This is a genomic window from Francisella adeliensis, from assembly GCF_003290445.1.
GTDB classification, from domain to species: Bacteria; Pseudomonadota; Gammaproteobacteria; order Francisellales; family Francisellaceae; genus Francisella; species Francisella adeliensis.
This window is the reverse complement of sequence record NZ_CP021781.1, coordinates 580,326-606,069: the sequence shown is the minus strand read 5'-3', so window position 1 is coordinate 606,069 and position 25,744 is coordinate 580,326. Positions and strand designations below refer to the sequence as shown.

The window sequence follows — 25,744 nt, the reverse complement described above, 5'->3', positions numbered from 1 at the left end:
CTTAGCTTATTTTACTGATAACAAATTGCTCTGTTATACCTAAAGCATTCTCAATATCAGTAGAATTATTACCACCACCTTGAGCCATATCTGGTCGGCCTCCGCCTTTACCATCTATGTGAGAACTTAACTCTTTAGCTATATCACCAGCTTTAATTGTAGCTATTATAGACTTACTTACGCCAATTACAAACTGTACTTTACCTGCAACTATAGTACTTAGTACTACGACCACTTTTTCTTTCTTAGATTTATAGTCATCTACCTTATCGCGTAGCGTCTTAACATCAACGCCCTCTATGTTAGCTATAACAACAGTTACGCCATTACTTTCAACTTCTTTTATTGCAGTACTTGAACCAGATAATAAATCTTTTTTAAGCTTAGTAATTTGTTTTTCTTGAGACTTTAATTGTTCTTGCAATGATGCAAGCTTATCAAATAAATTGTTATCACTAGCTTTTAGCTTATCTTTAACAGTAGAAATTGTTTTTTCAGTATTTTGAATACTTGTAATTGCTTTTGCAGCTGTCACTGCCTCTATTCGTCTAATACCCGATGCTACACCACTCTCAGATACAATTTTAAAAAGGCCTATATCGCCTGTACGATACACATGTGTACCACCACAAAACTCTACTGAAAAATCACCCATAGATATTACACGAACTATATCACCATACTTCTCACCAAAAAGAGCTTCCGCTCCCATCGTTTTTGCTTTTTCTTGAGTGGTTTCAATCGTCATCACATCAAAGTTCGCTCTAACTTGAGCATTTACTAATTCTTCAACTTTTCTCAAATCTTGCAAAGAAATACTACCTTCATGAGTAAAGTCAAACCTTAATCTATTAGCATCCACTAACGAACCTTTTTGCTCAACATGCTCTCCTAAAACCACTTTTAAAGCCTTATGAAGCAAATGAGTTGCACTGTGATTTGCAGCTGTTGCTAGTCTTGTATCTGTGTTAACTGTAGCCGTTAACTCATCATTGATATTTACCAACCCTTTAGAAAGTTTGCCTATATGTAGTATTGCCTCACCAGATTTTTGCACATCCTCAACAACAAATTCAAAGCCAACTCCTTCAAATACACCTTTATCTCCAGCCTGCCCACCAGATTCTGCATAAAATGGTGATTGGTTTAAAACTATTACTGCTTGTTCATTATTCTCAAGCCTTAATAGAGAATTACCATTTTGATATATTTCAAGAATCTTCGCATCCTCAATCAAAGAGGAATATCCTTTAAATGTAGATTTTACATTAGAGTTAATGCTATCGTTATAATCAACACCAAATTTACCTGCATCTTTCGAACGTTGCTTTTGCTCAGTCATAAGCTTGTCAAATTCCACTTGATCTATCTCAAGGTTTCTTTCTCTTGCCATATCTGCAGTCAAATCTACAGGAAAACCATATGTGTCATATAGTTTAAATGCCACTTCACCACTTATCACACTACTTTTGAGATCTTTAATTTCAGTTTCAAATACCTTTATACCATTCTCAACTGTTTTAGAAAATAGTTCTTCTTCTTTTATTAAAGTTTTCTCAATTAAATTTCTTTTTTCTACTAGCTCTGGATATGCTTCACCCATTTGATTGATTAATTCATCAACAAGCTTATAGAAAAACACTTCTTTAGCTCCCAGCTTATTGCCGTGCCTAACTGCTCTACGGATAATTCTACGAAGTACATAACCCCTACCTTCATTTGATGGCAATACGCCATCTGCAATCAAAAATGCGCATGATCTAATATGATCTGCAACTACTTTTAAAGATGCTGAATCTTTATCATTAGCGTTAGTCACTTCATAGGCTTTTTTGATTAATGCTTGAAATAGATCAATCTCATAGTTTGTATGTACTTCTTGTAAGATTGCAGCAATCCTTTCCAAACCCATACCCGTATCTACTGATGGTTTTGGTAAATTTGTAGTAGTTCCATCTGCATGGCGATTATATTGCATAAAAACTATATTCCAAATTTCAATATATCTATCACCATCTTCTTCAGGTGTTCCAGGCAAACCACCCTCTATTTCTTTGCCATGATCATAAAAAATCTCAGTACAAGGTCCACATGGCCCAGTATCTCCCATTGACCAAAAGTTATCTGCACTATCAATACGGATAATTCTTTCTTTAGCTAGGCCAATATGATTATGCCAAACATCAAAAGCCTCATCATCTGTAGCATAAATAGTCACCCAAAGCTTATCCTCTGGAAGCTTTATTTCTTTAGTTAAAAACTCCCACGCAAAACTTATCGCTTCTTTCTTAAAATAATCACCAAAACTAAAATTACCTAACATCTCAAAAAAAGTATGGTGCCTGGCAGTATAACCAACATTGTCTAAATCATTATGTTTACCACCAGCTCGTAAACATTTCTGTACAGAAACTGCTTTTGAAAAGTCTCTCTTTTCATTACCTAAAAACACATCTTTAAACTGCACCATTCCTGCATTTGTGAAAAGTAGGGTATCATCACCAAATGGTATTAAAGGCGAGCTTAATTGATGGCTATGACCTTGTGAAGTAAAATAATTAATAAATTTATTACGCAACTTTTTAGTTGTAATCATGACTTACCTTAAATATAAAAAATCAAGTTTAATGAAATTAACATCAAATAAAAAACATTCTATTATAAACCATTTTAACAAATAAAATAAACCTACTAATTATATTTGAGTTCATTTAGTATATAATTGAGGCAATCATTATATAGTCACATTAGTTTATGAAGAAAAAAATCACGATTCTTATTGTAATTTTTGCAATAATCTTTCTTACTATATTTGCATATTACCAGGTTTCAAAAAGTAAAAATGAAGTTAAGACTGAAAAAAAACCAGTTGAAAAAGTAAAAATAAATGAGCCTAACAACTATTGCTATATAACATACCAAGTTTCTACTGATAATGGTAAAAGCTGGCACAAAGCGATTTTAAATAAAGGAATAAAACCTTTAAGCAAGGCTGAATGTTGGAAACGGTATATAAACAAATTAAAAAACTTTCCAACTCAAGCTACTAAAGATGGCAAATGGGAAAGTAAAAACATAAAAAACAAAATCCTCGCAAACCCAGCCATGAAATTTTCAGATAAGCCTTTTGAGCAAATCTCTAAAGAAAAGAAACCTAAAAACACCAAAGATACAGACAAACCAACAACGACTAAATAGCTTCTACAGCACTATTTCACTTCAAGCTTACTGTGATAATTTTTAAACATTTTATTTTCTATATCTGAAAATTTCAATGTCTTTATATTTGAGATATAACCTTCACATTCAACTAGATTACCCTCATATAAAAACCTCAAACTATTTTTACATTTCAAATCTTTTGGGTAAGTATTTGTCTTAACCTTATACCATGATGATACTCTACTTATATCATCAGCTGAGACTATAAATAAATGTTTTTTAACTCGCGTAATTGCCACATAAAAAAGTCTTCTTTCTTCTTCAATAGTTTCTTCATCTACTTTTGTGTTTTTTTCGCCAAAAAAACCGCCCTCTGTAGCATCATGTACAACTACATAATCCCACTCAAGGCCTTTTGCTCTATGCATTGACATTATCTGAATTTGACCTTCATCTATATAAGAATCTTTTAACGACTTACTATACAAATCATAAAGCAGATCAATGAATTCATTGATACTTGATTTTCTGCTTTTTGCAAAACTTTTTATACCTTCAATAATTTGCAACTTAGATTTGCTTGAATATGTATCACCAGAAGACTTCGCGACTGCTTTTTCTAATCCTGCTATATCTATAATATGCTCTATAGCTTTATCCGCTTTTTTAAGCCTTGTATTGTTAAAAATAACTCTCCAATGATGGGCAATAGCTAAAATATTTTTCTCTTTAAAAGGCTTATCTGCTTTGGCAGCCAAATCTGCTAAAATCTGATATGCATTAGAAACATCATTAGCAATATCTGTAGCAACTTTTTGTTTAACATCTTTTTTAAGGTAAAGAGACGGGTAATCCAACATCGACTTTATAAACTCAACTTTTTGCTCAAAGGAATGTTTTGTAAAGCCATAGCCCTTATTAATGAGCATTAAATACCCATATACCGCTTTAAAAAGTCCTTCACTAAAGATATTTTTATCAGCAACCACACTATATGATAAATCATTGTATAAACAGCTAAGCTCGAAAACTGTTGTTGAATTATATTTCCTAACTAATATAACTATATCTTTTGCTTTTACTCCAGAATCAATAAGGGCTTTTAGCTTTAATACAGCATTATTTGTACTATCTAAGATACTTACATCTGTTGCTCTTTTGATTTTAGGGTATGTCACACAAAGATTATCGTAACGATTCTTATTGTTTGTAATAATGTTATTTGCCATTAATGAGATTAAATCACCATAACGAAATGTGTACGATAACTGATACTGTTTTGTATTTTTAAAATCCTTCTTAAAACCTTCCAACATATAGTATGGAGTTGAACCACGCCACTGGTATATAGTTTGATCGACATCTCCAACAACCATCGCATAAGTATTTTCACCAACTAAACAACGCAAAAAATGTTGCTGAACCTGGTTAATATCTTGGTATTCATCAACTATAATATGCGAGTAAATATTATTAGCCTTAGCAACTGTAGAGCTATCTCTATCAAAAAACTTAGCTGGAAGATAAATCATATCATCATAAGTTATTGCCTTTTGATTCTCACACTCTTTATTAAAAGCTTCGAAAACCTTATCCAGTAATTTTTTATCTTTACTATTTATAGCAAGAATTTTTTTATTTGAAAGGCTTAGGTCAGATTTTAAAAGAGAGATATATTCTTTAAAAGTTTCAACTCTTTCAGTATCAATATCTTTGATTATCTTCAGCTCTTTTTGATAGCTTTTAAGCAGCCTTTGAACGATAGCTTCAACCTCATATTCACGCAGAATCTTATCAAACTTAACAAAGCCCGCTTTTGCAAATGCTTGTAAAAAACTATTACCTAAAGAATGCATTGTACGGACATTTATAGCTTTAGCTTTTAAAGGTGAAATAACTTTAGCAAGCCTTTCTGCAAAATCAACCTGAGCAGATTTATTGTACATAAGTACTAAAATTTTATGTGGCGAGATATTTTGACTTAATAAATACTCAATTCGAGCGATTAGAGTTTGTGTTTTACCACTTCCAGCCACAGCTGACACTATTGCATGAGCTTTAATGTCATGCTCAATTATTTTTTTCTGCTCAGCGGTATATTTCATTAGAAATTAAAACTTATATCACTCTATAGTTTCTTTAATCACATCTTTAGTCTTTTTTGAAAAGAATCTCGAGAATATAAACACTAAAGTCAAAACTGATTCTTTAGCAATAAGGTATATAACGTTAGCGATGTTTAATAAAGTAAGTCCCATAAACTTAAAATAAGCTAATACACTAATAGTTCCTTTTTTATCCTTAATCAACTTAAATGGCGCAAATATCAGCATTAAGAAACTTATTATAACTATATATGCAAACAATGCTCCTAGCGTTTGCTCATACCATGATGCAAACTTATAGAACCAATATGCTCCCAAAATACCAACAATTAAAATCACTAAAAATAAAAATAAATTCTTTTTTTTCATAACTGCTTTCCATATAAAAACCACTAACTATAATAATATCATTATTTTATACCCATACCACCTGAAAGTTATGGGTATACCGTAAAATATTTATCTTTCATAAAGCCACTAGAACCATATAATCTGTATTTCCAAATAATTTGATAACAAGTTATGCTATAATCTTAGATTCAAAACTATTATTAAAAAAATACAAGTTAGAAAAGTTATGACTACAGATCAAAGATTAGAGTTTATTGTTGACAAAATAGACGACTTAAAAGCAATTGACATACAAACAATAGATGTTGAACATCTGACAAATATGATGGATAAAATTGTAATATGTACAGCTTCATCTTCTACTCACGCAAAAGCTATAGCTAAAAACCTTGAACTGGAACTTAAAGCAAATAAAATATCTATTTTAGGTATCGAGGGTGGTAATAAAGCTGATTGGGTTTTGGTAGATATTGGCGATGTTGTAGCTCATATTATGCTTGAAGAAACAAGAGAGCTTTATGCACTTGAAAAGCTTTGGGACATTAAACGTGAAGACTCTAATAACTAACTCCCAAATCTTTTATGCAAATAAAGCTTTCATTAGAGCAATGGCAGAAAATCCAAGATTACGCAACTAATGAACTAGGTATATCATCAATATCTAAAGCTGATTGCGACCTTTCCGAATACATCCCTTACTATGATAAATGGATAGAAAACAACTATCATGCCGACCTAGGCTATATGACAAAGCATGGTAGCAAAAGGTTTGTACCAGATAAGCTTGTACCAGGCACAAACAGCGTTATTGTAACTACACTTAACTATTCAAATCGTCCTATCTCAACAAAAAATGAAGTTAAAAGACTTCGCTCAGAGTCAAATATTGCTGATATTTCAATTTATGCTCATGGTCGTGATTACCACAAAGTCATGAAGAAAAAACTTCAAAAGCTTGGTGAATATATCAACGACATTATAGATACTCATGAATTTAGAGTATTTACAGATAGTGCCCCAGTTTTAGAAAAACCATTAGCTGAAAAAGCAGGGCTTGGTTGGATGGGTAAAAATTCAATGCTAATGAATAAATCTCAAGGCTCATTTTTCTTCATAGGCGTCATATATAGTAACTTAGACTTATCTCATTTACCGAATAATCCCAAACATCTTGATGCTTGTGGGAAATGCCAAGCCTGCATTAAACTATGTCCAACTAATGCAATAACGCCTGGCAAAATGATAGATTCTCGTAGATGTATTTCTTATCTCACTATAGAAAATAAAGGCGCTATAGCCCAAGAATTTAGAGATGCTATCGGCACTAGAATTTATGGCTGTGATGATTGTCAGCTTGTTTGTCCATTCAATAACTCTGCACCTCAAACGAAAGAAAAAGATTTCCAACTCCGCGAATTTCTAGTAAATCGACCATTACTAGAGCTTTACAGTTGGGACTCTAATGATTTTGATAAAAACACCCAAGGTTCGGCTATCAGAAGAATAGGCTATAATGCCTGGGTTAGAAATATTAGTATTGCCATAGGAAATTCATCCTATTCGCTAAACAATATTTTAGCCCTAGAAAACAAAAAACTTGAATTTAAAGATAACGACCTCATATTAGAACACATCGACTGGGCAGTTAACAAACAAAAAAATAGCCAATAAACATTGTGCTTTACCTATATAGTTTGTAGAATGACAAAGGATAATACTTTCAAATCAAAAGGAGAATAAAATGAAATTCACTAAAACTCTACTTGTAGCTCCATTAATAGCTGGCGCTTTAATTACTAGTTCTTTTGCAGCAGCAGACAGCAATGATGATGTTAGCTACTCTGTTGGTTATGAAATGGGTAGTAATCTAAAAGCTCAATTGGCACAAGGTAATGTTGAAACTGATAATGCTGAATTAATTTCAGGCCTTAAAGATGGTATAGCTGATAAGAAAGCTAAACTTAATGAAAAACAGATGCAAACAGCTATGATGGATTTCCAAAAACAAGCAATGGCTGCTCAACAAAAAGCTCAAGCATAATTAAGGAGTAACAATGACTAAGAAAAAATTACTTAAAGCTCTAACAATAGCTGGGGTTGCTACTACTCTAGTAGCTTGTTCTGGTAACAGCTCTGACTCTAAAGATACTACAGATACTGCAAATGCAACACCTAGCTCTTCAGTTGTAGACACTGCTGCAGCTAAAGTTGCTGATGCAACAACAGCCGACTCTGCTGACACTTCAAATGTAAAAGCTAATGCTAGCTACACTATCGGCTACGGTATGGGCAAAGGTATCTCCCAAGACCCCAACCTAAAAGAATTTGGTTTAAATAGCGATAAAATAGTAACTGGTTTTGAAAATGCTATTAATTCTAAAGATCCTGCTATAGACCAAGCAGACATAGATAAAAACATGGATCAACTTCGTGAAAAGATGACTACTAAAATGAACGAAGAAAAAGTATCTAGCTTCCTAAAGGTAAAAGATAAAATTTACAACTCTGATTTAACTCCTAAATCAGAAGCTAAAAACCCTGAAGTAATAGTCTATGGCTTCTTTGATTACCAGTGTATGTATTGCTCAAAAGTAGCTCCTGAAATTGATAAAGCTATGGCTGATCACTTAAAAACTCAGTTTGTATTTGTAGAGTTCCCAATATTTGGTGAAAGAGCCCCTGCATCAGAATATGCTGCTGAAGTTGGTACAGCTATTTACAAGCTTTATGGTTCAGATGCTTATATTCAGTACCATGATGGTATATTTGATACAGGTGAAGATGAAGGTAAGCTTAAAAATGAAACTATTGATAAGGTAGCTTTAAAATCTATATCTAAAGTAAAAGGTGCTAGCCTAGATAAAATCAAAGCTGCTATAAAAGATAACAAAATACCAGAGCACCTAAAAGAAACTTTAACTATGGGCTTTAAAGATCTTGGCATTCAAGGTACTCCTTATTTGGTAGTAACTCCTGCTAAAGATGCTAATGCTAGCAATACTACTGTAATTGGTGGATACGCAGACTATAAAACTATCGAAGATGCTATAGTGAAAGCTAAAACAGCAGATGCTAAAAACTAATTTCTCTTACCTTTTCTAAAAATTACCCATCTAAAAACATATAATTTTTAAAATATTAATTTTTATATGCTTTTCTTTACATACTCATAAAGCTTACATCTTAACTTTTATTATGTAGAATCTTGGTTTGAGTATGAAAATGCTAGAATTTATCTTATATTTTAAGTATATTGTTGATAATAACAAAAGTAATACTAATCCCAATACAAAAATGATATTAGTATAAATATAAAATAACTAGTAGAACTAACTAGCAGGAGATTATCGTGAAAAAAATATATAACATGTTTATGAGGATTATTTTTAGTCCTTCAACACCAGCTCAACTGATACTTGTGTCATTATTAGGCTTCATATTTGGATTTATCCCTGGTTTCGGATACTCACCCTTTTTATTTGTAGGTGTGATACTTCTAGTACTTCTATTAAGAGTAAACATTGGGTTATTTGTAATACTCGCTTTTATTGCCAAACTATTTTCATACCCTTTAGAAGTTGTTAGTTTCAATGCTGGTAGATTTTTAGTAGATGGCTTTACCCAACCTATTTTTAAAGCCGCAGTAAATACACCAGTATTAGCATATGCTGGGTTTGAGTACTACCTAGTTACAGGTGCTCTTTTTGTTGCTATAGTTCTAGGGTTAATATTTGGATTTATAATAGCCAAAATATATAAAAAGTTTATTTCTAAACTTGCTAATGTACAGGCAGGTAGTGAACTTTATCAGAAAATGACTAACAAGCTTAGTGTTAAAATCGCATCTAAAATAATCTTTGGGAAAAATATCTCAAAAGTTGACTGGCAAAAAATTCAATCAAGAAAGTTTCGCCAGCCAATAAGAATATGGGGGCTTGCACTAGTCATTCTAGCTGTTGTTGGTTTAGCTTTTGCTCCAAGTATACTAGAAACTGCTATGATCTCTAATATAATAAAGCAACAACTAACCAAAGCTAACGGTGCTACTGTAGACTATGATTCTTTAAAGCTTGATTTAGGAGATGCTAAACTACAAATAAATGGTCTTGGTGCAGCTGATCCAAAAAATCTAGATAAAGATAGATTCTACGCCTCAAATATAAGTGCTAGTTTAGATATTTCTGGCTTACTAGTTAAACAAATAGCTCTAAAAGATGTAGTTGTTGATGGAGTCAGCCTAGATAAGCAAAGAGCATCAAAAGGAGAGCTATACTCTAACCCTGAACAAGCAAATATTGTTGATTCAAAAGATAATACTCAAACAGCTGATGAGTTTATGAAATATGCTGGAGACAAATTCCAGCAAGTAAATATTAATGACATCAATAAAGAAGCAACAAAAACGGCTGATACCGCTAAGAGTATTAAGCAAACTGTTGAGGTATTAGCTAAGTTTAGACCTGCTTCTAGTGAAGATACATCTGATGAAAAACAAAAGGCTGTAGTTAAGCAAGAAGCTGAAGTTTATGGCTATGCTGATGTTAAAAATGATACTTTACGTGATAAAGCCCCTGAATTCACTATATATAACATGGATATTAAAAACTACGTGAACGATGGTGTTACTTATGAAGCTAAAGTCATGAACTTATCTACAGCTCCTGAAATTTTAGCAAAACCCACAAGTATAGATGTAAAATCTGTAAGTAATAATGATTTAGATGTAAAAGTTGTAATATCTAATCAACCCAATGTTGATAATACAGTATCGTTTGATTTTAAAAATCTTGCAGGTGATGCTCTTAAAGGTCTTACAGTCAAAGGAGCTGGCATAAATGCTGATAGCTTAGATGTTTCAGGTAATGGTAAATGGCATTTTGCAGGTGTAAATAACGTTGGGTTCAATATTCCACTGAATTTAAATCTAAATAATGTTGCTATAAGTTTTGGCAAAGTTAAGCAAAAACTATCTACCCTTTCACTAAAAGCGATACTATCAGGTGATTTAAATAATGTTGGTTTTGCAATTGATGCTTCATCTGTAACTCAACTGTTTAGTACTGATAATATAAAAAATACAGCTAGTCAATTGATTAACCAATCTGGGCTCAATAGCCAAGCTAAAGAAGCACTCAATAAAGCTACTCAAGGTAAATCATTAGACTCTGAGGATGTGAAAAATACTGTCAATCAACTCGTTGATAATAGTAATTTAGATAACCACACAAAAGAGTTACTTAACAACGCTACAGTAAACGGTAAGTCTCTTAAAGAGATGAATACGAAAGATGTAAAAGATCTTGCTTCTAAATTTGGTGTTAGTTTCTAATAATTCATATAAAACAAATACTCCTCCTAAGAAAACATATAATTTACTTCCCATATCGAAGCATCAGCTTTCTTGAGCTTGTAACAAACATTTCAATAAGCTCAACCAACTTTTGCCACTAAATCAGTAGCCTTTTATTTCATGGAAATCTGGCTATATCTGAAGAGTGATAAACTTTTAAAATGATAAAATATATAATATATGAAAATGGAAAATATTGATTCAGAATTAAACTTAAAGATTTATTGCTCTCTAATTAGCTCACCATCTACAAGCCTGTAGATTTTATTCATTCTCGCGGCAAGATTTTCATCATGTGTTACGATTACAAAGCTAGTACCAAAATCTTCACTTAGATGTTGCATTAATTCAAATATGCTATTTGAGCGTTTGCTATCAAGATTCCCAGTAGGCTCATCTGCAAGTATACAACCAGGGTTAGTAACTAATGCTCTAGCTATAGCAACTCGCTGTCTTTCTCCACCAGAAAGCTCTGCTGGCTTATGGTTAGCTCTATGCTCAAGCCCAACTTTTTCAAGTATTTTTATTGCCATTTCTATAGAGTCTTTCTTAGAGTACTTTTTAGTAATAGCAAGTGGTATCATTATATTTTCAATAGCAGTAAATTCAGGTAATAAATGATGTAACTGATATATAAACCCTAAGTGCTTATTACGCATTTTTGCACGCTTATTTACAGATTGATTATCAAACCTCTCTCCAGCTAGATGTACCTCACCTGAGCTACATTTATCTAGCCCTCCAAGTACATTTAGTAGCGTAGTTTTACCTGAGCCTGACAAACCAATTATTGCAACTTTTTCACCTTTTAATATATCTATATTTATATCTTTTAGAATCTCAATATCTGTTTTAAATTCGGTATATTTTTTAGAGACATTTTTACAACTTAGAACTATATTACTCATATCTTAAAGCCTCCACAGGTTGTACTTTTGAAGCACTCCAAGCAGGATAAAGTGTTGCCAAAAAGCTTAAAATCATTGATACAATTGTTACTTTAACCACATCACTCCACATTAACTGTGATGGGATATAATCAATCATATATACACTTGCACTTATCATCTGATGACCTGATAAATTCTGTATGAAATTAACAATCTCTGTGGCATAGGTAGAAAGCACTATTCCAAGAAGTACACCGATTATAGTACCTATAAGACCTATTATAAATCCTTGATAAATAAATACCGTAATAATCTGTCTTGATGACATCCCCATAGTGCGTAAAATAGCTATATCACTGCGTTTATCTGTTACAACCATCACTAGTGATGATAAAAGGTTAAACACTGCTACAGTGATGATTAAAAGCAATATGAAGAACATCATTGTTTTTTCCATTTTCAGAGCATCAAAGAATGATTTATTTTCATCAGTCCAGTCTCTGGCAAAATAGTACGATGGTATAGCTCCATCATTTAGTTTATTTTTAATCATTGGAGCATCATAAACATTTGGTGTACTAAGCTGTAGCGAAGAAATACTATTGCCCATTTCAAAGACTTTTTGAGCTTTCTTGATATTTATCATCGCATAATAAGCATCATACTGATAACTAACAGAAAATATCCCTGTGACTTTAAATTGCTTAATTCTAGGGATCATACCTGCTGGAGTTAGATTAATCTTCGGCACAATAAGAGTCACTTTGTCACCGATAGTTACTCCTAAGCTATCGGCTAAAGCACTCCCAAGTACTATATTGTAGCCATCTCCATCATCTAGTGATGATAGATTCCCCTGGACTATATGATCTGCTATTGGCAATACTTTGGTTTGGTACTTTGGCTCTATACCCTGCACTTGCACAAACGCAGTTGTACTAGCTCCCCTATTAGCACTTAATAACCCTTGAGACTCAATAAGTGGTGCTGCATTTTTTGCTTTAGGCACTTTAGATTCTATAGTTTTTGCGATATGTTGCCAATGCTCTAACTTACCACCCATCTGATAAACTTTTACAGGAGGAACCATCATTAAAATACGGCTTTTAATCTGATTATCAAACCCATTCATCACTGACATGACTGTTATTAATACAGCTACACCCAATGAAATACCTAAAAATGATATTGCAGAGATAATAGATATAAATCTGTTACGCTTTTTTGCTCGAATATATCTAAGACCTATAAATAAAGGAAGACTTCTAAACATTTAATTTTTCAGCTAGTAAAACTGTAGTATAGGATAGCATATTATGCAAAGAAAACCATTGACCTAAGCTCAAAACACTTGCAAACTAATAATGTTCTAAACTTTCTACAATATAAAATAAAAATGACTATACAGCGCAAAGCTATAATTGCTTTATTTATAATGACAATTTTTTGGGGAGTTACTTTTCCTCTTATCAAAATATCTCTTGAGTATATTTCACCAGGGCTATTTGTAACTATACGATTGCTACTATCTTGCTTGCTATTTTTGCCTATTATTCTCAAATCAAAGTTTATAGATAAACTATACATCATCAAAGTTGCAGCAATTTTTGGCTCTTTAGAAGGAATGAGCTTTTTCTTTCAAACACATAGTTTATATACTATATCATCAAGTGAATCAGCATTTCTAACAGCACTAAGTGTGGTTATGATTCCCTTTATTGGTAGTATTTTTAAGCTTGATAGACTTACTATTTATGGCGTAATTGCATCTGTTATATCTTTATTCGGCATATATGTTCTATCTGGAGCTAGTTTTAAATACTTTACAATTGGTTATTTTTGGGCAATTATGTGTGCATTAGCATATGCTTGCTCGGTTGTATATTTAAGTTATGAAACTAGAAAAACCACTAAAACAGATACATTTAAAGATTTACGCCCATTAATATTTTTACAAATAGCATTTGGAATACCACTACCTTTAATGGCCGATATTTCAGTAATACATGTTACATTTAGCTATACTCTTGTTATAGCTTTGCTATTTTGCTCAATCTCAACTATTATTTGTTATTCGCTACAAAGCACTTACCAAAAATATCTAAGTATGTCTCAAGTTGCTGTTATATTCTCATTTGAACCTATATTTGCAACAGTTTTTGGTAGAATTTTAAATAATGAAACTATATATACATCAACCATAATTGGTGGAGCCTTGATTCTAACTAGTTACTTTATAATTGAGATTGGAAACAAGAAAAGAGTTGGAGAGTAAGTTAAAAAAATAAACTATAAAACCTCATAAACAATAGTTGGAGTATCAAACCGGATTGATTTACTTAAACTATTGGAGACAACAGCATATTTTTTATCATCCTTGATAAATACTTTGGTATCAGTACCCCCGAAGGTGCTGTATGTTGCAACAGGAACACAGCTCCCATCAAATTGGTAAATTGTAGATTCAAGAGCTGAAACTGGCTCCTGTCTTGTACCACTTATGAAGTTAGTTCTAAAAAGGTATGTAGCATTATTATCTTGATACACATAGAAACTTCTTGCCGCTACTCCATCAAGATTCTGAATTTTAATAAAAGTTCCATTATCCCATTTATATAACGAGCTATCATGTAGTAAGTTTGCAAATGCTAAATAATGAGATCCTTCATGGATAAAATGACAAAAATCTCGTCCACCACCTTGTGCATCAACTTCTTGAAATAATTCAAACTTTGTTCCATTCCACTGAAGTATTTTAGAGGCTCCTAAGTTGTCAGCTAGAGCCAAGAAAAACTTATTTTCTATAGAGAAAAAGCTTGTTTCATATCCCCATATAACTGGAATACTTTGAAAAAGCTCAAAACAAGAACCATCCCAACGATAGATTTGTGAATAGTTTTGCTTGTCGTTGTCATTACTAGGTTCTTTAACCCCTTGAGAATATATCAGATAATGCTGAGAACCTATCTCAAAAAATTCACAACTTTTTGCAGCAAAAGTATTGAATGATTGAAACTCTATAAAGCTATCATCAACCCACTCATAGACTGTAGAGCTGACATCCATTGTAAAGTTAGGATTTTTACCACCTCTAATAGATGCTACTGCTAAAAAATGCCTATTTCCTATACTATAAAAAGCTGTATGCTCATTTCCTGGGGATGGTATTTTCTGATATTCGATAAATTTGCTATCTTGCCACTTATATACCAAAACAAAAGTTTCACTATTACCCCCATTCATACTAGGGCTATCACCTACGATATCTTCAGATAACTGTGGAATCGATAAATATAAATCTCCATCTATCTCAAAAAGTTCTACACCTCTTGCTCCACTTGATGGGATATTTTGATACGGTACTAACTTCATTTTTTAATCCTTATTGCTGGTGCATCTACTGGGTAAGCACTCATACCACTTGGGAAGCCTTTTGTTAATCCAGGTAGCTCAACCCTATCAAACTGCCATTGCTTAGCTACAGCCTCTCCAGCAAGCCAAAAACCTACAGTATTTGAAAGCATCTGCTTTGGACTTGTTATAGAAAACTTTAACCTCTGCACAAAATGCTCAATCTGGTCAGCCTGAGTAAAACCATAATCTCCAGGTAGAGGTTCTCTATAAGGTATCTTGATATCATCAACATGAGAAAATGCAGCCTGCGATATAAATGGTCTGGCATAAATACCACCCCAAACTCTATTTGATAAATTTTCAAAATCTTTCTCTGGAAGATAATCACTACCTAAGCTCTCTGGTAATTCTGCATAAGGAAGTATCAATATACGCTTTGAATCTAATACTTCTCCAGCGATAGATTGAATTACTGGAACTAGCCAATTTGAGCCTGCTGTTAAACCTGAACCATAATTTGTCCCTGCTAAATTATGCAGAATAATTTTAGCATTCTGCCAATCTATATTTGTATTAGATAATGCCTTATACAATTCATATACACTCATTAAACCAACACATGCAAAAGTGCCTATCATCACAGTATCGAATGAAACTGGATATTCTTCGCTACCTACATTCAAAAAGTTCTCTATAACATGCTCACTAGAAAAATCATCCTTATTTTCTTTAACAGATATCAGATAATTAGCAGCCAAAGAACAGCCATAATCAACCATATTTTTCACTAACTCTTCTTTACCCTCTAGTGCAGGTATAGATAACTGATTAAGCCAATGATTATCACCTTGTATTTTAATTTTATTTAGCTCACGCACCTCAGTTAGATGCTCAATCATAGGGCCAAGATGCTTTTCCCATGAATCATCTCCCATTGATTTTAAAGCTCCTAAATATGCAATTGCAGGTCCCACATGCGACAAGCTAGTAAGCTCATAAAATCCAGAATTTGGTGCAGCTCGATATGAAGCTGATGCTATTAACTGATGATTTTTATCTTCACTATATACATATATACCTTTTGAATCTGCTACAACCAATGGGCTAGAGCTAGATTCTGTTGCTGTAGTTTCTGCTACTACTTTAGCTAAATCTTGAGCAATTGCTGTTCTATCTTGCGGGTAATCAGATTTTGTATAACCAGTAAAATCATAATACAAATCATAAAATGCTTTTGGTGTAGTATATTCTGCCATTAATATTCCTTTGTGAATTTTGGTATGTTTATAGTGGTTGAAGGATCTATAAACTGCTCTATAGTCTGATTTACTAATTTAGATTGTGTAGCAAATACAAAGTGACCTACCCCATTAATCTCATAGTATTGTGAGTTAGCTATATTTTGCCTTAAATACAAACCAACATCTGTCGGAACCTCTTCACCTAGTACACTATTTATAATTAAAGTTGGAGTTGTTATATTTGGAAGTAAAGCTCTATCATCATCAAGAGCAATATTATTAAAGAATGCTAGGATAGTTTCTTTTTTTGCCTTAGCTAACATTTCATCAAACCAACTCTTCATTTTATCTAGTTCATCGCTATGCTGTTCTTTGATTGCTGGTGTATATAACACAGCAGACAGTTCTTCATTAGAAGTTGTTTCCTCTATCTTTTTAGTAAAACTCTTTAATGTTTCAGCACTAAATCCCCACTGCCAATCACTCTGTTTTTTAAAGCATGGCGAGGCATTAATCACTACAAGCTTACTTATCATCTCACTATATTTAGCTGCAAATTTTAAGGTAGCATGACCTCCTGATGCAAAACCAACTAATATAGGTTTATCAAGCTTTAATACTTCAATGCACTGTTTAATATCTTCAACATATACATCTGTAATAGAATCATAATTATCAGGTAATGCACTAGAATTACCATAACCTCTCAAATCAATTGCGACATTATGGTAATTACTCTTGAAATACTCAAACTGTGCAAACCAGCTATCTGAGTTTAATGGCAAACCGTGAATCCATAACATAGCTGGTCCACTACCACATTCTTGATAATATAAATGTCCATTTTTCAGCTTAATGCTTTTCATAGTTAATATTACACACCTAATGCCATGTTTGCTATTTTACGATTTATAATAGAGTTTTTATTTGCCACAGTTAAACCAATCTTTGCAAGCTGGTATTTAAATACATTTTCTGAACCAATAAACCTTCTAACTTTTTCACTCTGCTTAATTATTACAGAACCTTCTGGGTGTCTCACTGATGTGTATTTATCTTGAGTATTATTAGTTAACATTTCTGCAAGACAAGCCGAGTCTGCTATACCTAAGTTCATCCCTCTACCACCTACAGGTGAATGACAATGAGCACTATCTCCAGCTAAGAAAACTCTACCTTTCTGATAAGTAGTTGCCTGCCTTACTGAGATAGAAAACTGCCCTTCTCTAAACGTCTCATCAACACTAACTTCAAATGGTAATGCTTTTAGTGCATTTTCTGTATTCGATATAACTCTGTAACGGTTTTTTGCAATAGGAGCAACTACAGCCAAAGTGCCTTTATTTACTCTATAAACACTAAAAGTATTAGTCGCTTGCCAGTTTTTGATAACAACATCAGCTATTGACCAAGTTTTTTCTAACTCATAACCAATATAGTCAATCTCTAGCTGTTCTCTTACAGAACTTTTTATACCATCTGCTCCTATAACATAGTTATAATCCTTAATAGCTCCATCTTTAAACTTAACCACAACCTTATCTAAATTCTCAGATAAACTTTCAAATTCGGTATCAAAAGAAACTCTTACTCCAATTTTTTCTAATGTTTCACGCAATATCTCTTCGGTTTCATTTTGTGGCAAAGCAAGTACAAATGGATAAGTAGATGTAGCGGCTGATAAATCAATTTTTGCATATTCGTGTTCATCAAAATTTATACTTACATTTGAAAGTTTTACGCCATATTTGATGAGCTCACTAGTTACTCCACTAGCTTCAAATAGGTGAAGACTATTAGGCATTATTCCAACAGCTTTTGATAAGTTTGATGGTTGTGCATGCTTCTCAATTATTTCAACATCATGCCCTTTTCTTGCTAATTCTATTGCTGCTGTTAAACCGGTTGGCCCTGCTCCTACGATTAAAATTCTCATATCAGTTATACTCTATATAATATACATATAAAATAATCATAACATCACTACTTAGTTTAGAGCTATATTTTTGTAATACTACAACACAATTCTAATTAACTAAGACTGTTATTTTAATCTTATTATCTAAGTTTACAAAGTAGATAATAGAATTGGAATCTCGGTTTTCTCTGGGTTGTAACAGACATTTTGATAGGTGTTACTGAACTTACTGAACTTACTGAACTTACTGAAGTTTACAATGATACTTCAGTATATTTAAAGATAGATTATAAGATAAGTACCAAGTCGCTGATAGCAATAGTTTTCTAGGCTCTAGGATCAAAAGCCATAATTTCTTTCATTTTTTGATAAAACTCTTTTTTCTCATCAGTATCTGCTAATGGTAGTTTTACATCATACACAACATAAAAATCAGCACCACCAAGGCCTTTACCTTTTATACGCATTTTACGACCAGACTGACTACCTTCTGGCACTTTCATTTTCTTTTTACCAAATGGAGTCTCAATTTCAAGAGTAGTTCCTAATGCTGCCTCCCAAGGTGCTATAGCTATATGCTCATATACATCATTATTATCAACTTTATAGTTTTTATGACCTACAACTTCTATTTTTATATATAGATCACCAGCTGGAGCATTTTGACCAACTCCGGCACTACCTTTACCCTTCAATCGTAACTTTTTACCATTACCTATAGCTTGTGGAATATTTACATCAACATTCTTATGTTGCATGCTCGGTATACCATTTACTCCTGCTTCTTGGAAACTGTAAGATACTGACCTTTTACCTCCAGCAATAGCTTCTTCAACATTCAACTTTAGTGAAATAGTTATATCTTCACCCTTACGAGCTCTAGACTGGCCCTGACCGAAGCCTCTACCGCCAGCAGAAGCTCCACCACCACCAAAAAGATCTCCAAATATATCTCCGATGTCCTCAAAATTGAAGTTTTGTGAACCTCCTCCACCTTGAGAGAAGCCACCAAAACCACCTCCTTGACCTCCGCCAAAGCCACCTTGTTGGACTTTATCCCAATTCTCACCATAGCTATCGTATAAAGGTCTTTTTTCTTTATCACCTAATACATCATAAGCTGTTTGGATTTCTTTAAACTTATCTTCTGCACCAGCATCTTTATTTACATCTGGGTGATATTTTTTAGCTAAACGCCTATATGCTTTTTTTAAATCTGCATCTGAAGCATCTCTACTTACTCCAAGTAGTGAATAATAATCTGCCATTAATTTCTCCTAATCAATATAATCAAAGCATCCTAGAGCTATAAAATATACTAGCTTTACAACAATTTGATCTCATACCAAGGTTTATTATAGTTGGTATTATTTATCTTAAACATTATCTAACTAGATTTTAATATGGTGATTATATAAATAAATACAAGGAATTTATTGATCAATATATACAATTTTCAGAAAATCATAAGTGAAAAGTATAAATGAAAAAATTGAAAAAGGTCTGACGATTACCTACTTTCACCTAGCGAATGCTAAACTATCATCGGCGTAAGTCCGTTTCACTTCTGAGTTCGGAATGGGATCAGGTGGTGCCAAACTGCTATTATCGTCAGTGGTGTATATAATACTCTTGTTTATATGAATGTCAAGAAACAATTCCAGATTGATCGAATAAATATAATGAGATTGGTCTTAGATATCTTGCGATAATGCTATGAGCTTTTTAGCCTGAAGTAGCTGGTACTCATCCGTTTCATCTTTTAAGTTTAGATTTAAGTGCCCCACTTTACGCCCCTTTCTTCCTTCTTTATTGTAACTGTGTATTTTAACGCAATCTAAAGCAGCTAGATCTTTTGTACGTGGCATATTACCAATGCAATTTAGCATAATAGTTTTCCTACTATCTGTTGCACCTAATATCAGTCCAGCTATTGCTCGCACATGGTTTTCAAATTGTGAAGTTGTTGCACCATCAATACTCCAATGTCCACTATTGTGTACTCGAGGAGCTATCTCATTAACAACTAACTCATCATCCTTTACGAAAAATTCTATTGCAAGCGTACCAATATAACCAAGTTCTTCAACTAAAGTTTTTGCAACTTTTTGAGCTCTCTCTTCAAGAGCTTTATTTTCAAAAGGAGCTACTGATTCAACTAATATTCCTTGCTTGTGGATGTTTCTTGCTAATGGATAAAACACCACATTACCCTTAACATCTGCACTACAAACTAGAGAAACTTCATAATCAAAATCAACAAAAGCCTCATAGATTAATCCATCTGGAGCACCTTTAAGAGCATCCCATGCCTTAGTAACATCTTCTTTTGATTTAATTACAAACTGGCCTTTACCATCATAGCCGAATCTACGCGTTTTGATAATAGCCGGTAGACCATGTTGCTCAACAGCTTTTTCCAAGGCTCCAAGACTAACAACATTTACAAACTTCGCCGTAGCAATATCGTGGTCTTGCATAAATGATTTTTCTAATAAACGATCTTGAGAGACAGCTATAGCTTTAGCTGACGGATATACACTTACCTCATGATTTATCGCTTTGATAAGCTCATGAGATATATTTTCATTCTCAAATGTAATCACATCAAATTGCTTAGCCCAATTTACAACTGCATTTACATCTTCAAGAGATATATCTGTTACGCTTCTTACAACCTCTGTAGCACATTCATCAAGCTTACCCAGACAATGGAATTCTAAACCTAATGGAGTACCAGCTATACTTAACATTCTAGCAAGTTGTCCAGCTCCAACAATTCCTATTCTCATATTATTATTGCTCCCTGGGATTTGGATTATCTAATACTGTTTGAGTTTGATTTACTCTAAATTTAGCTAATGCTTTAGCCACTTCACTATCTGTATGCTGAAGTATACTACCGGCAAAAAGTGCTGAGTTTTTAGCTCCTGCAATACCTATTGCAAATGTAGCTACTGGTATACCCGCCGGCATTTGTACTATAGACAGTAAGCTGTCATTACCACTAAGAACACTCGATTTTACTGGTACGCCTAGTACTGGTAAATCAGTCTTTGCAGCAACCATACCAGGTAAATGAGCAGCACCACCTGCTCCAGCGATTATAACTTTTATGCCTCGAGCTTTTGCCGTTTCTGCATACTCAAACATTTTATCAGGGGTACGGTGAGCAGATACAACTTCACATTCATAACTTATACCTAACTGTTCTAAAATATCACAGCACTCTTTCATAGTACTCCAATCAGATTTAGAGCCCATTATTACACCAACTTGTATACTCATACTTTACTCCAGTCTCTTATAACCTCAACCCAGGCCTTACTTTCTAAAACCTGCACTCTTTCCTTTAAGCTCCCAGCAGTATCATTATTTACAACATCACATTCAAGCTGTAAAACAATATCTCCACCATCTACCTTTTCACTGACTTGGTGAATAGTACATCCAGACTTTTTATCTTTAGCATCAATAACAGATTGATGTACTGCTAAATCCATAAGCCCAGCATGTTTTGGTAAAAGTGACGGATGAATATTTAAAATTTTACCATCAAAAGCATCTATAAACTCACTACTTAAAATTCTCATAAATCCTATTAGCAATATAATATCTGGATTATGCCTCGTTATTTCTTGAATAAGCTCTAAGTCATACTCCTCACGAGTTTTATCTTTAGCACTGATGAATTTATTTAAGATCTTATGCTCATTTGCTCTCTCAAGAATATAAGCATTCTTTCGGTTAGACATAACTAGCTCTATGCTAGCATCTAGCTGAGAATCTGCAATAGCATCAATAATAGCCTGCATATTAGTACCACGAGTTGAGCCTAATACCACAAGTTTTAATTTTGACATTACTAACTTATTTCCTGATACTTACTGCCACGTAAAAAGTTCATGTATTTAACTCGTTCATTTATTAGCTCTTTTGTGCCAATATCTCTACGATGAAACATTTTTCCGTAAATATTTTTTACACCATTTTCAGCCTTTTGTTCTGCTTGTAAAATAGTATCACCCATTCCAAGTACTGCAATTGCTCTTGATCCTGTACCTATCAAACTGCCATCTTTAAAATCAACTGCACCTAAGAATAACTCAATATTTTCAGGGCATTGCGAAATATCTATTTTAAAATTTTTAACTGAATTATTTGGATAACCAAGTGGTACTAAGTACTTACAAACAGTAGCTTGTTTTTTAAATCTAGCTTTGATTTTATCAAGTGAACCATTCGTTACTGCTTTTGCAATCTCAATAAAATCAGTTTCTAATAAGCTTAACAAATTCATTGCTTCTGGATCACCAAACCTAGCATTGTACTCAATAACTTTAGTATCAAGTTTTGTAGCCATAAAGCCACCATAAAGCACACCCTGATAAGGTGTTCCAAACTTATCTTTCAAAGCATGAGCAACTTTTTCATTTATTTCTTTTGCTCTTTCGACATCGCTGTCAGACAAAAATGGTAAACTATGGTTAGCATCAGAATAAGTTCCCATTCCACCAGTATTCGGTCCCATATCTTGCTCATGTGCACGCTTATGATCTTGTACTGCTGGCATGTGTATAAAATTTTCACCATCTGTTAATGAAATTAGCGAAAACTCTTGCCCTACTAGCTTTTCTTCGATAACAAACTCTTTACCTGCATCAACTAAAGATTGACAATGCTTAATAGCTTCACTCATAGAATGTAAATGATCACCCCATACAAGCACGCCTTTACCACCGCAAAGTCCATCAGCTTTTATTACAAATTGCTTTTCATATTTTTTAAGAGTCTCTTCTACACCATCCATAGTTGTAAAAGTTTTAAAAAATGGATTCGCATCAATATCATAATCATGGATTAACTGTCTTGTAAAGCCTTTTGATGTCTCAAGCTGTGCATGGTCTTTTGTAGGTCCTACAACAGCTATATCCATTTTTTTAAGTGCATCAGCCACACCTACTTCAAGAGGTGCTTCAGGGCCGACTATTGCAAGCGTTACATTTTTATCTTTAGCATATTCACATATTGCTTTAGCATCACAAACATTGGCAATATGATAGTCATCTGCAATCTTATCGATACCAGGATTAGTTGCCCCACTCAGACAATAAAGTTTATTATCAAGCGAGCTCCTTTTAACAGCTTTAGCAATAGCGTGTTCTCTACTACCCGAACCAATTAAAAGAATATTCATATTTTGCTCCATTTTTAAATACTGACTAATATTTTTTACTATACGCTGATTTATATCTTTGTCCTCAGCTGGTGGGTTAAATTTTTCACCAGTTATCATCTCATAAAGAGTGATGTATTTCTGTGATAGCTCAATCACTAACTTTTCTGGAGCTTGTGGAAGTACCTCATCATTATATGGGTCACAATTTTTCGCAAACCATAGTCTAAAAAATTCTTTGTCGATATTTTCAGGCTCTTCACCATTTGCAAATCTTTCTTCATAACTATCTGCCAACCAAAATCTTGAACTATCTGGAGTATGTATCTCATCTATTAAAATAATCTCACCAGTTTGTTCATCAATACCAAACTCATACTTAGTATCAGCTAGTATCAAACCATTTTCAGCGGCTTTTTCTTGACCAAACTCAAAAAGCTCTAGCGCTTTTTGTGATGCAAAATCCCATTGCTCTTGAGTTAACCAACCTTCTTTGACAATATTTTCCACAGATATAGGTCTATCATGATCAAGCTCTTTTGTTGTTGGCGTAAGAATGTTTTCAGGCAATTTTTGATTCTTCTTTAATCCTTCTGCAAGTAAGTTACCACAATAATCGCGACTACCTTTTTCATAATGCGTCCAAAGTGAAGTACTTGTTGATCCTGTAATATATCCACGCACAACAAACTCTATCGGTAGAACTTTTGCTTTTCTAGCTATCACAACATTTTTATCAGGTGAAGCTATAAAATGATTCTTAACAATATGGGTCGTATTTTTAAACCACCATACTGAAGACTGAGCTAAAACCTCGCCTTTGAAAGGTATAAAACCAAGCGATCTATCAAAAGCTGACTGTCTATCTGTAGAGATCAAGATACTTTTATCACCAATAAAATACATATCACGAACTTTGCCGATATATTTATCTTTGATGTCAAGATTTGTAGTTTTTAATACATTTTCGATGTTATTTTGAATGATTTGTTTGTCAATCATTAGAGCATTTCCACCTTACCTGAAGTTGTAATAGTTCCAATCTTAGAAAGCTTAGTATTTGTATGTTTTTTAGCTAACTCTTGCATCTTAGCGTACTGCTCTTGGCTTGCAATAACTGTCATACCAATACCCATATTAAACGAGCGATACATCTCAAACTCGCTAATATCCCCTATCTGTTGCATCACTTTAAATACCGCAGGAGTCTCAAAGCTATTTTTTTCTATTTTAGCTCCTAATCCTTTTGGCAGTACTCTAGGAATATTTTCAATAAATCCACCACCTGTGATATGTGCAATACCTTTAATATCAACACCATTATCTAAAAAGTCATGGATAATATTAGTATAGTTAATATGTGGCTCAAGCAAAACATCACCGATAGTTTTACCATTAAACTCAGGATAAGTGTCAGTGTGACTTTTACCAGCCACATCAAAGAAAAGCTTACGTGCAAATGAATAACCATTTGTATGCAGACCAGATGAACTAAGTCCAAATACCACATCACCTTCTTGAATATTCTCACCATTGATAACTTTATTTTTATCAACTACACCAGTGATTACACCAACCATATCTATCTCGCCAGCTTGGTACACACCTGGCATTTCAGCAGTTTCACCGCCAACAAGTGATACTCCCGATTCAGCACAAGCCTTACTCATACCTTTTACAAGCTCTTCCATAATATCAGCATCAAGCTTATCATGAGCAACATAGTCTAAAAATGTAATCGGCTTAGCACCCATAACCACAATGTCATTCGTAGCAGCAGAAAAAAGGTCATAACCAAGATTTTCAAACTTACCACACATCACAGCGACTTTTGTTTTAGTCCCTACACCATCTATAGATTGGACTAGAACTGGCTCTTCATAATTATTGATAATATCTTTTAAAGAGTAAAGAGAACCAAAACTTCCTAAGCCTGTAAGCACATCTTTTGTAAATGTCTTTTTGACATGATTTTTCATTCTATCAACCGCTTCATTTCCAGCTTCGATATTTACCCCAGCATCTTCGTATTTTAAGCTCGCCATTTTACTTCCTTATATAGCATTATTCTTAAATTATTTAAGCTAATGAACTACAATTTACTCATAAAACTTATAAATTATGGCTCATTAAAAAAGTTTATAAATTATCGCATTATTATATCATAGTAAACACAGTATTTGATAGCTTGACAACC

General features: G+C 33.4%; 22 protein-coding genes and 1 rRNA gene. 7 read left to right on the top strand and 16 right to left on the bottom strand.

The window, feature by feature from the left end:
* Position 1 precedes the first annotated feature (1 nt).
* Entirely contained in the window at positions 2 to 2,596 is a 2,595-nt protein-coding gene (gene alaS / locus CDH04_RS02925; RefSeq protein ID WP_112869601.1) for an alanine--tRNA ligase, read from the bottom strand.
* A 158-nt stretch (positions 2,597 to 2,754) separates the two neighbouring features.
* Between alaS and CDH04_RS02920 the strand changes: the two genes are divergently transcribed.
* On the top strand, positions 2,755 to 3,198 hold the full coding sequence (locus tag CDH04_RS02920; RefSeq protein ID WP_234393401.1) for a hypothetical protein: 444 nt from the start codon (positions 2,755 to 2,757) through the stop codon (positions 3,196 to 3,198).
* Between the two features lie 11 nt (positions 3,199 to 3,209).
* Here the strand turns inward: CDH04_RS02920 and CDH04_RS02915 are convergent, their stop codons facing one another.
* Entirely contained in the window at positions 3,210 to 5,267 is a 2,058-nt protein-coding gene (locus CDH04_RS02915) for an ATP-dependent helicase (RefSeq protein WP_112869600.1), read from the bottom strand.
* A gap of 18 nt (positions 5,268 to 5,285) precedes the next feature.
* On the bottom strand, positions 5,286 to 5,636 hold the full coding sequence (locus CDH04_RS02910) for a hypothetical protein (RefSeq protein WP_112870874.1): 351 nt from the start codon (positions 5,634 to 5,636) through the stop codon (positions 5,286 to 5,288).
* 208 nt (positions 5,637 to 5,844) lie between these two features.
* Between CDH04_RS02910 and rsfS the strand changes: the two genes are divergently transcribed.
* The 5 genes from rsfS to CDH04_RS02885 all read left to right on the top strand — a co-directional run bounded on the left by rsfS (position 5,845) and on the right by CDH04_RS02885 (position 10,947).
* Positions 5,845 to 6,186 (top strand): ribosome silencing factor, encoded by a 342-nt coding sequence (gene rsfS, locus CDH04_RS02905; RefSeq protein WP_112869599.1) that lies wholly within the window; start codon positions 5,845 to 5,847, stop codon positions 6,184 to 6,186.
* Between the two features lie 14 nt (positions 6,187 to 6,200).
* Entirely contained in the window at positions 6,201 to 7,289 is a 1,089-nt protein-coding gene (queG, locus tag CDH04_RS02900; RefSeq protein WP_112869598.1) for a tRNA epoxyqueuosine(34) reductase QueG, read from the top strand.
* A gap of 70 nt (positions 7,290 to 7,359) precedes the next feature.
* Positions 7,360 to 7,659, top strand: a complete 300-nt coding sequence (locus CDH04_RS02895) for an FKBP-type peptidyl-prolyl cis-trans isomerase N-terminal domain-containing protein (RefSeq protein ID WP_112869597.1) — start codon at positions 7,360 to 7,362, stop codon at positions 7,657 to 7,659.
* Positions 7,660 to 7,672: 13 nt separating this feature from the next.
* Positions 7,673 to 8,701 carry a DsbA family protein gene (locus tag CDH04_RS02890; RefSeq protein ID WP_112869596.1) on the top strand — a complete coding sequence of 343 codons (1,029 nt, stop codon included), beginning with the start codon at positions 7,673 to 7,675 and terminating at the stop codon, positions 8,699 to 8,701.
* Between the two features lie 263 nt (positions 8,702 to 8,964).
* Entirely contained in the window at positions 8,965 to 10,947 is a 1,983-nt protein-coding gene (locus CDH04_RS02885) for a TIGR03546 family protein (RefSeq protein WP_409254760.1), read from the top strand.
* A 242-nt stretch (positions 10,948 to 11,189) separates the two neighbouring features.
* Here the strand turns inward: CDH04_RS02885 and lolD are convergent, their stop codons facing one another.
* Complete coding sequence (lolD, locus tag CDH04_RS02880; protein WP_112869594.1) at positions 11,190 to 11,876, bottom strand: lipoprotein-releasing ABC transporter ATP-binding protein LolD; 687 nt, start codon at positions 11,874 to 11,876, stop codon at positions 11,190 to 11,192.
* The gene (locus CDH04_RS02875; protein WP_112869593.1) at positions 11,869 to 13,131 is read right to left on the bottom strand and encodes a lipoprotein-releasing ABC transporter permease subunit; all 1,263 of its coding nucleotides are present in this window, start codon (positions 13,129 to 13,131) and stop codon (positions 11,869 to 11,871) included. Before CDH04_RS02875 ends, lolD begins: the two co-directional genes overlap by 8 nt.
* 123 nt (positions 13,132 to 13,254) lie before the next feature.
* Between CDH04_RS02875 and CDH04_RS02870 the strand changes: the two genes are divergently transcribed.
* The gene (locus CDH04_RS02870; protein ID WP_112869592.1) at positions 13,255 to 14,133 is read left to right on the top strand and encodes a DMT family transporter; all 879 of its coding nucleotides are present in this window, start codon (positions 13,255 to 13,257) and stop codon (positions 14,131 to 14,133) included.
* A gap of 14 nt (positions 14,134 to 14,147) precedes the next feature.
* On the opposite strand, the gene CDH04_RS02865 is transcribed toward CDH04_RS02870, so the two are convergent.
* The 11 genes from CDH04_RS02865 to purM form a co-directional block, all read right to left on the bottom strand.
* Positions 14,148 to 15,230, bottom strand: coding sequence for a hypothetical protein (locus tag CDH04_RS02865; protein ID WP_112869591.1), 1,083 nt, complete (start codon positions 15,228 to 15,230; stop codon positions 14,148 to 14,150).
* A complete protein-coding gene (locus tag CDH04_RS02860; protein ID WP_112869590.1) occupies positions 15,227 to 16,468 on the bottom strand; it encodes a DUF5624 domain-containing protein in 1,242 nt (413 codons plus the stop codon). The genes CDH04_RS02865 and CDH04_RS02860 overlap by 4 nt, the downstream gene beginning before the upstream one ends.
* Complete coding sequence (locus tag CDH04_RS02855) at positions 16,468 to 17,319, bottom strand: alpha/beta fold hydrolase (RefSeq protein WP_112869589.1); 852 nt, start codon at positions 17,317 to 17,319, stop codon at positions 16,468 to 16,470. Before CDH04_RS02855 ends, CDH04_RS02860 begins: the two co-directional genes overlap by 1 nt.
* 8 nt (positions 17,320 to 17,327) lie before the next feature.
* Positions 17,328 to 18,389: an FAD-dependent oxidoreductase gene (locus tag CDH04_RS02850; RefSeq protein ID WP_112869588.1), complete on the bottom strand. Its 1,062-nt coding sequence runs from the start codon at positions 18,387 to 18,389 to the stop codon at positions 17,328 to 17,330.
* Between the two features lie 308 nt (positions 18,390 to 18,697).
* Positions 18,698 to 19,639, bottom strand: a complete 942-nt coding sequence (locus CDH04_RS02845; protein WP_112869587.1) for a DnaJ C-terminal domain-containing protein — start codon at positions 19,637 to 19,639, stop codon at positions 18,698 to 18,700.
* A 233-nt stretch (positions 19,640 to 19,872) separates the two neighbouring features.
* Positions 19,873 to 19,987 (bottom strand): 5S ribosomal RNA (rrf, locus tag CDH04_RS02840).
* Positions 19,988 to 20,065: 78 nt separating this feature from the next.
* On the bottom strand, positions 20,066 to 21,163 hold the full coding sequence (locus CDH04_RS02835) for a 5-(carboxyamino)imidazole ribonucleotide synthase (protein ID WP_112869586.1): 1,098 nt from the start codon (positions 21,161 to 21,163) through the stop codon (positions 20,066 to 20,068).
* Between the two features lie 4 nt (positions 21,164 to 21,167).
* Positions 21,168 to 21,659, bottom strand: coding sequence for a 5-(carboxyamino)imidazole ribonucleotide mutase (gene purE / locus CDH04_RS02830; RefSeq protein ID WP_112869585.1), 492 nt, complete (start codon positions 21,657 to 21,659; stop codon positions 21,168 to 21,170).
* Positions 21,656 to 22,234 (bottom strand): phosphoribosylglycinamide formyltransferase, encoded by a 579-nt coding sequence (gene purN / locus CDH04_RS02825; RefSeq protein WP_112869584.1) that lies wholly within the window; start codon positions 22,232 to 22,234, stop codon positions 21,656 to 21,658. The genes purE and purN overlap by 4 nt, the downstream gene beginning before the upstream one ends.
* 2 nt (positions 22,235 to 22,236) lie before the next feature.
* Positions 22,237 to 24,549 (bottom strand): phosphoribosylaminoimidazolesuccinocarboxamide synthase, encoded by a 2,313-nt coding sequence (locus CDH04_RS02820; RefSeq protein ID WP_112869583.1) that lies wholly within the window; start codon positions 24,547 to 24,549, stop codon positions 22,237 to 22,239.
* Complete coding sequence (purM, locus tag CDH04_RS02815; RefSeq protein WP_112869582.1) at positions 24,549 to 25,592, bottom strand: phosphoribosylformylglycinamidine cyclo-ligase; 1,044 nt, start codon at positions 25,590 to 25,592, stop codon at positions 24,549 to 24,551. The genes CDH04_RS02820 and purM overlap by 1 nt, the downstream gene beginning before the upstream one ends.
* Positions 25,593 to 25,744 lie beyond the last annotated feature (152 nt).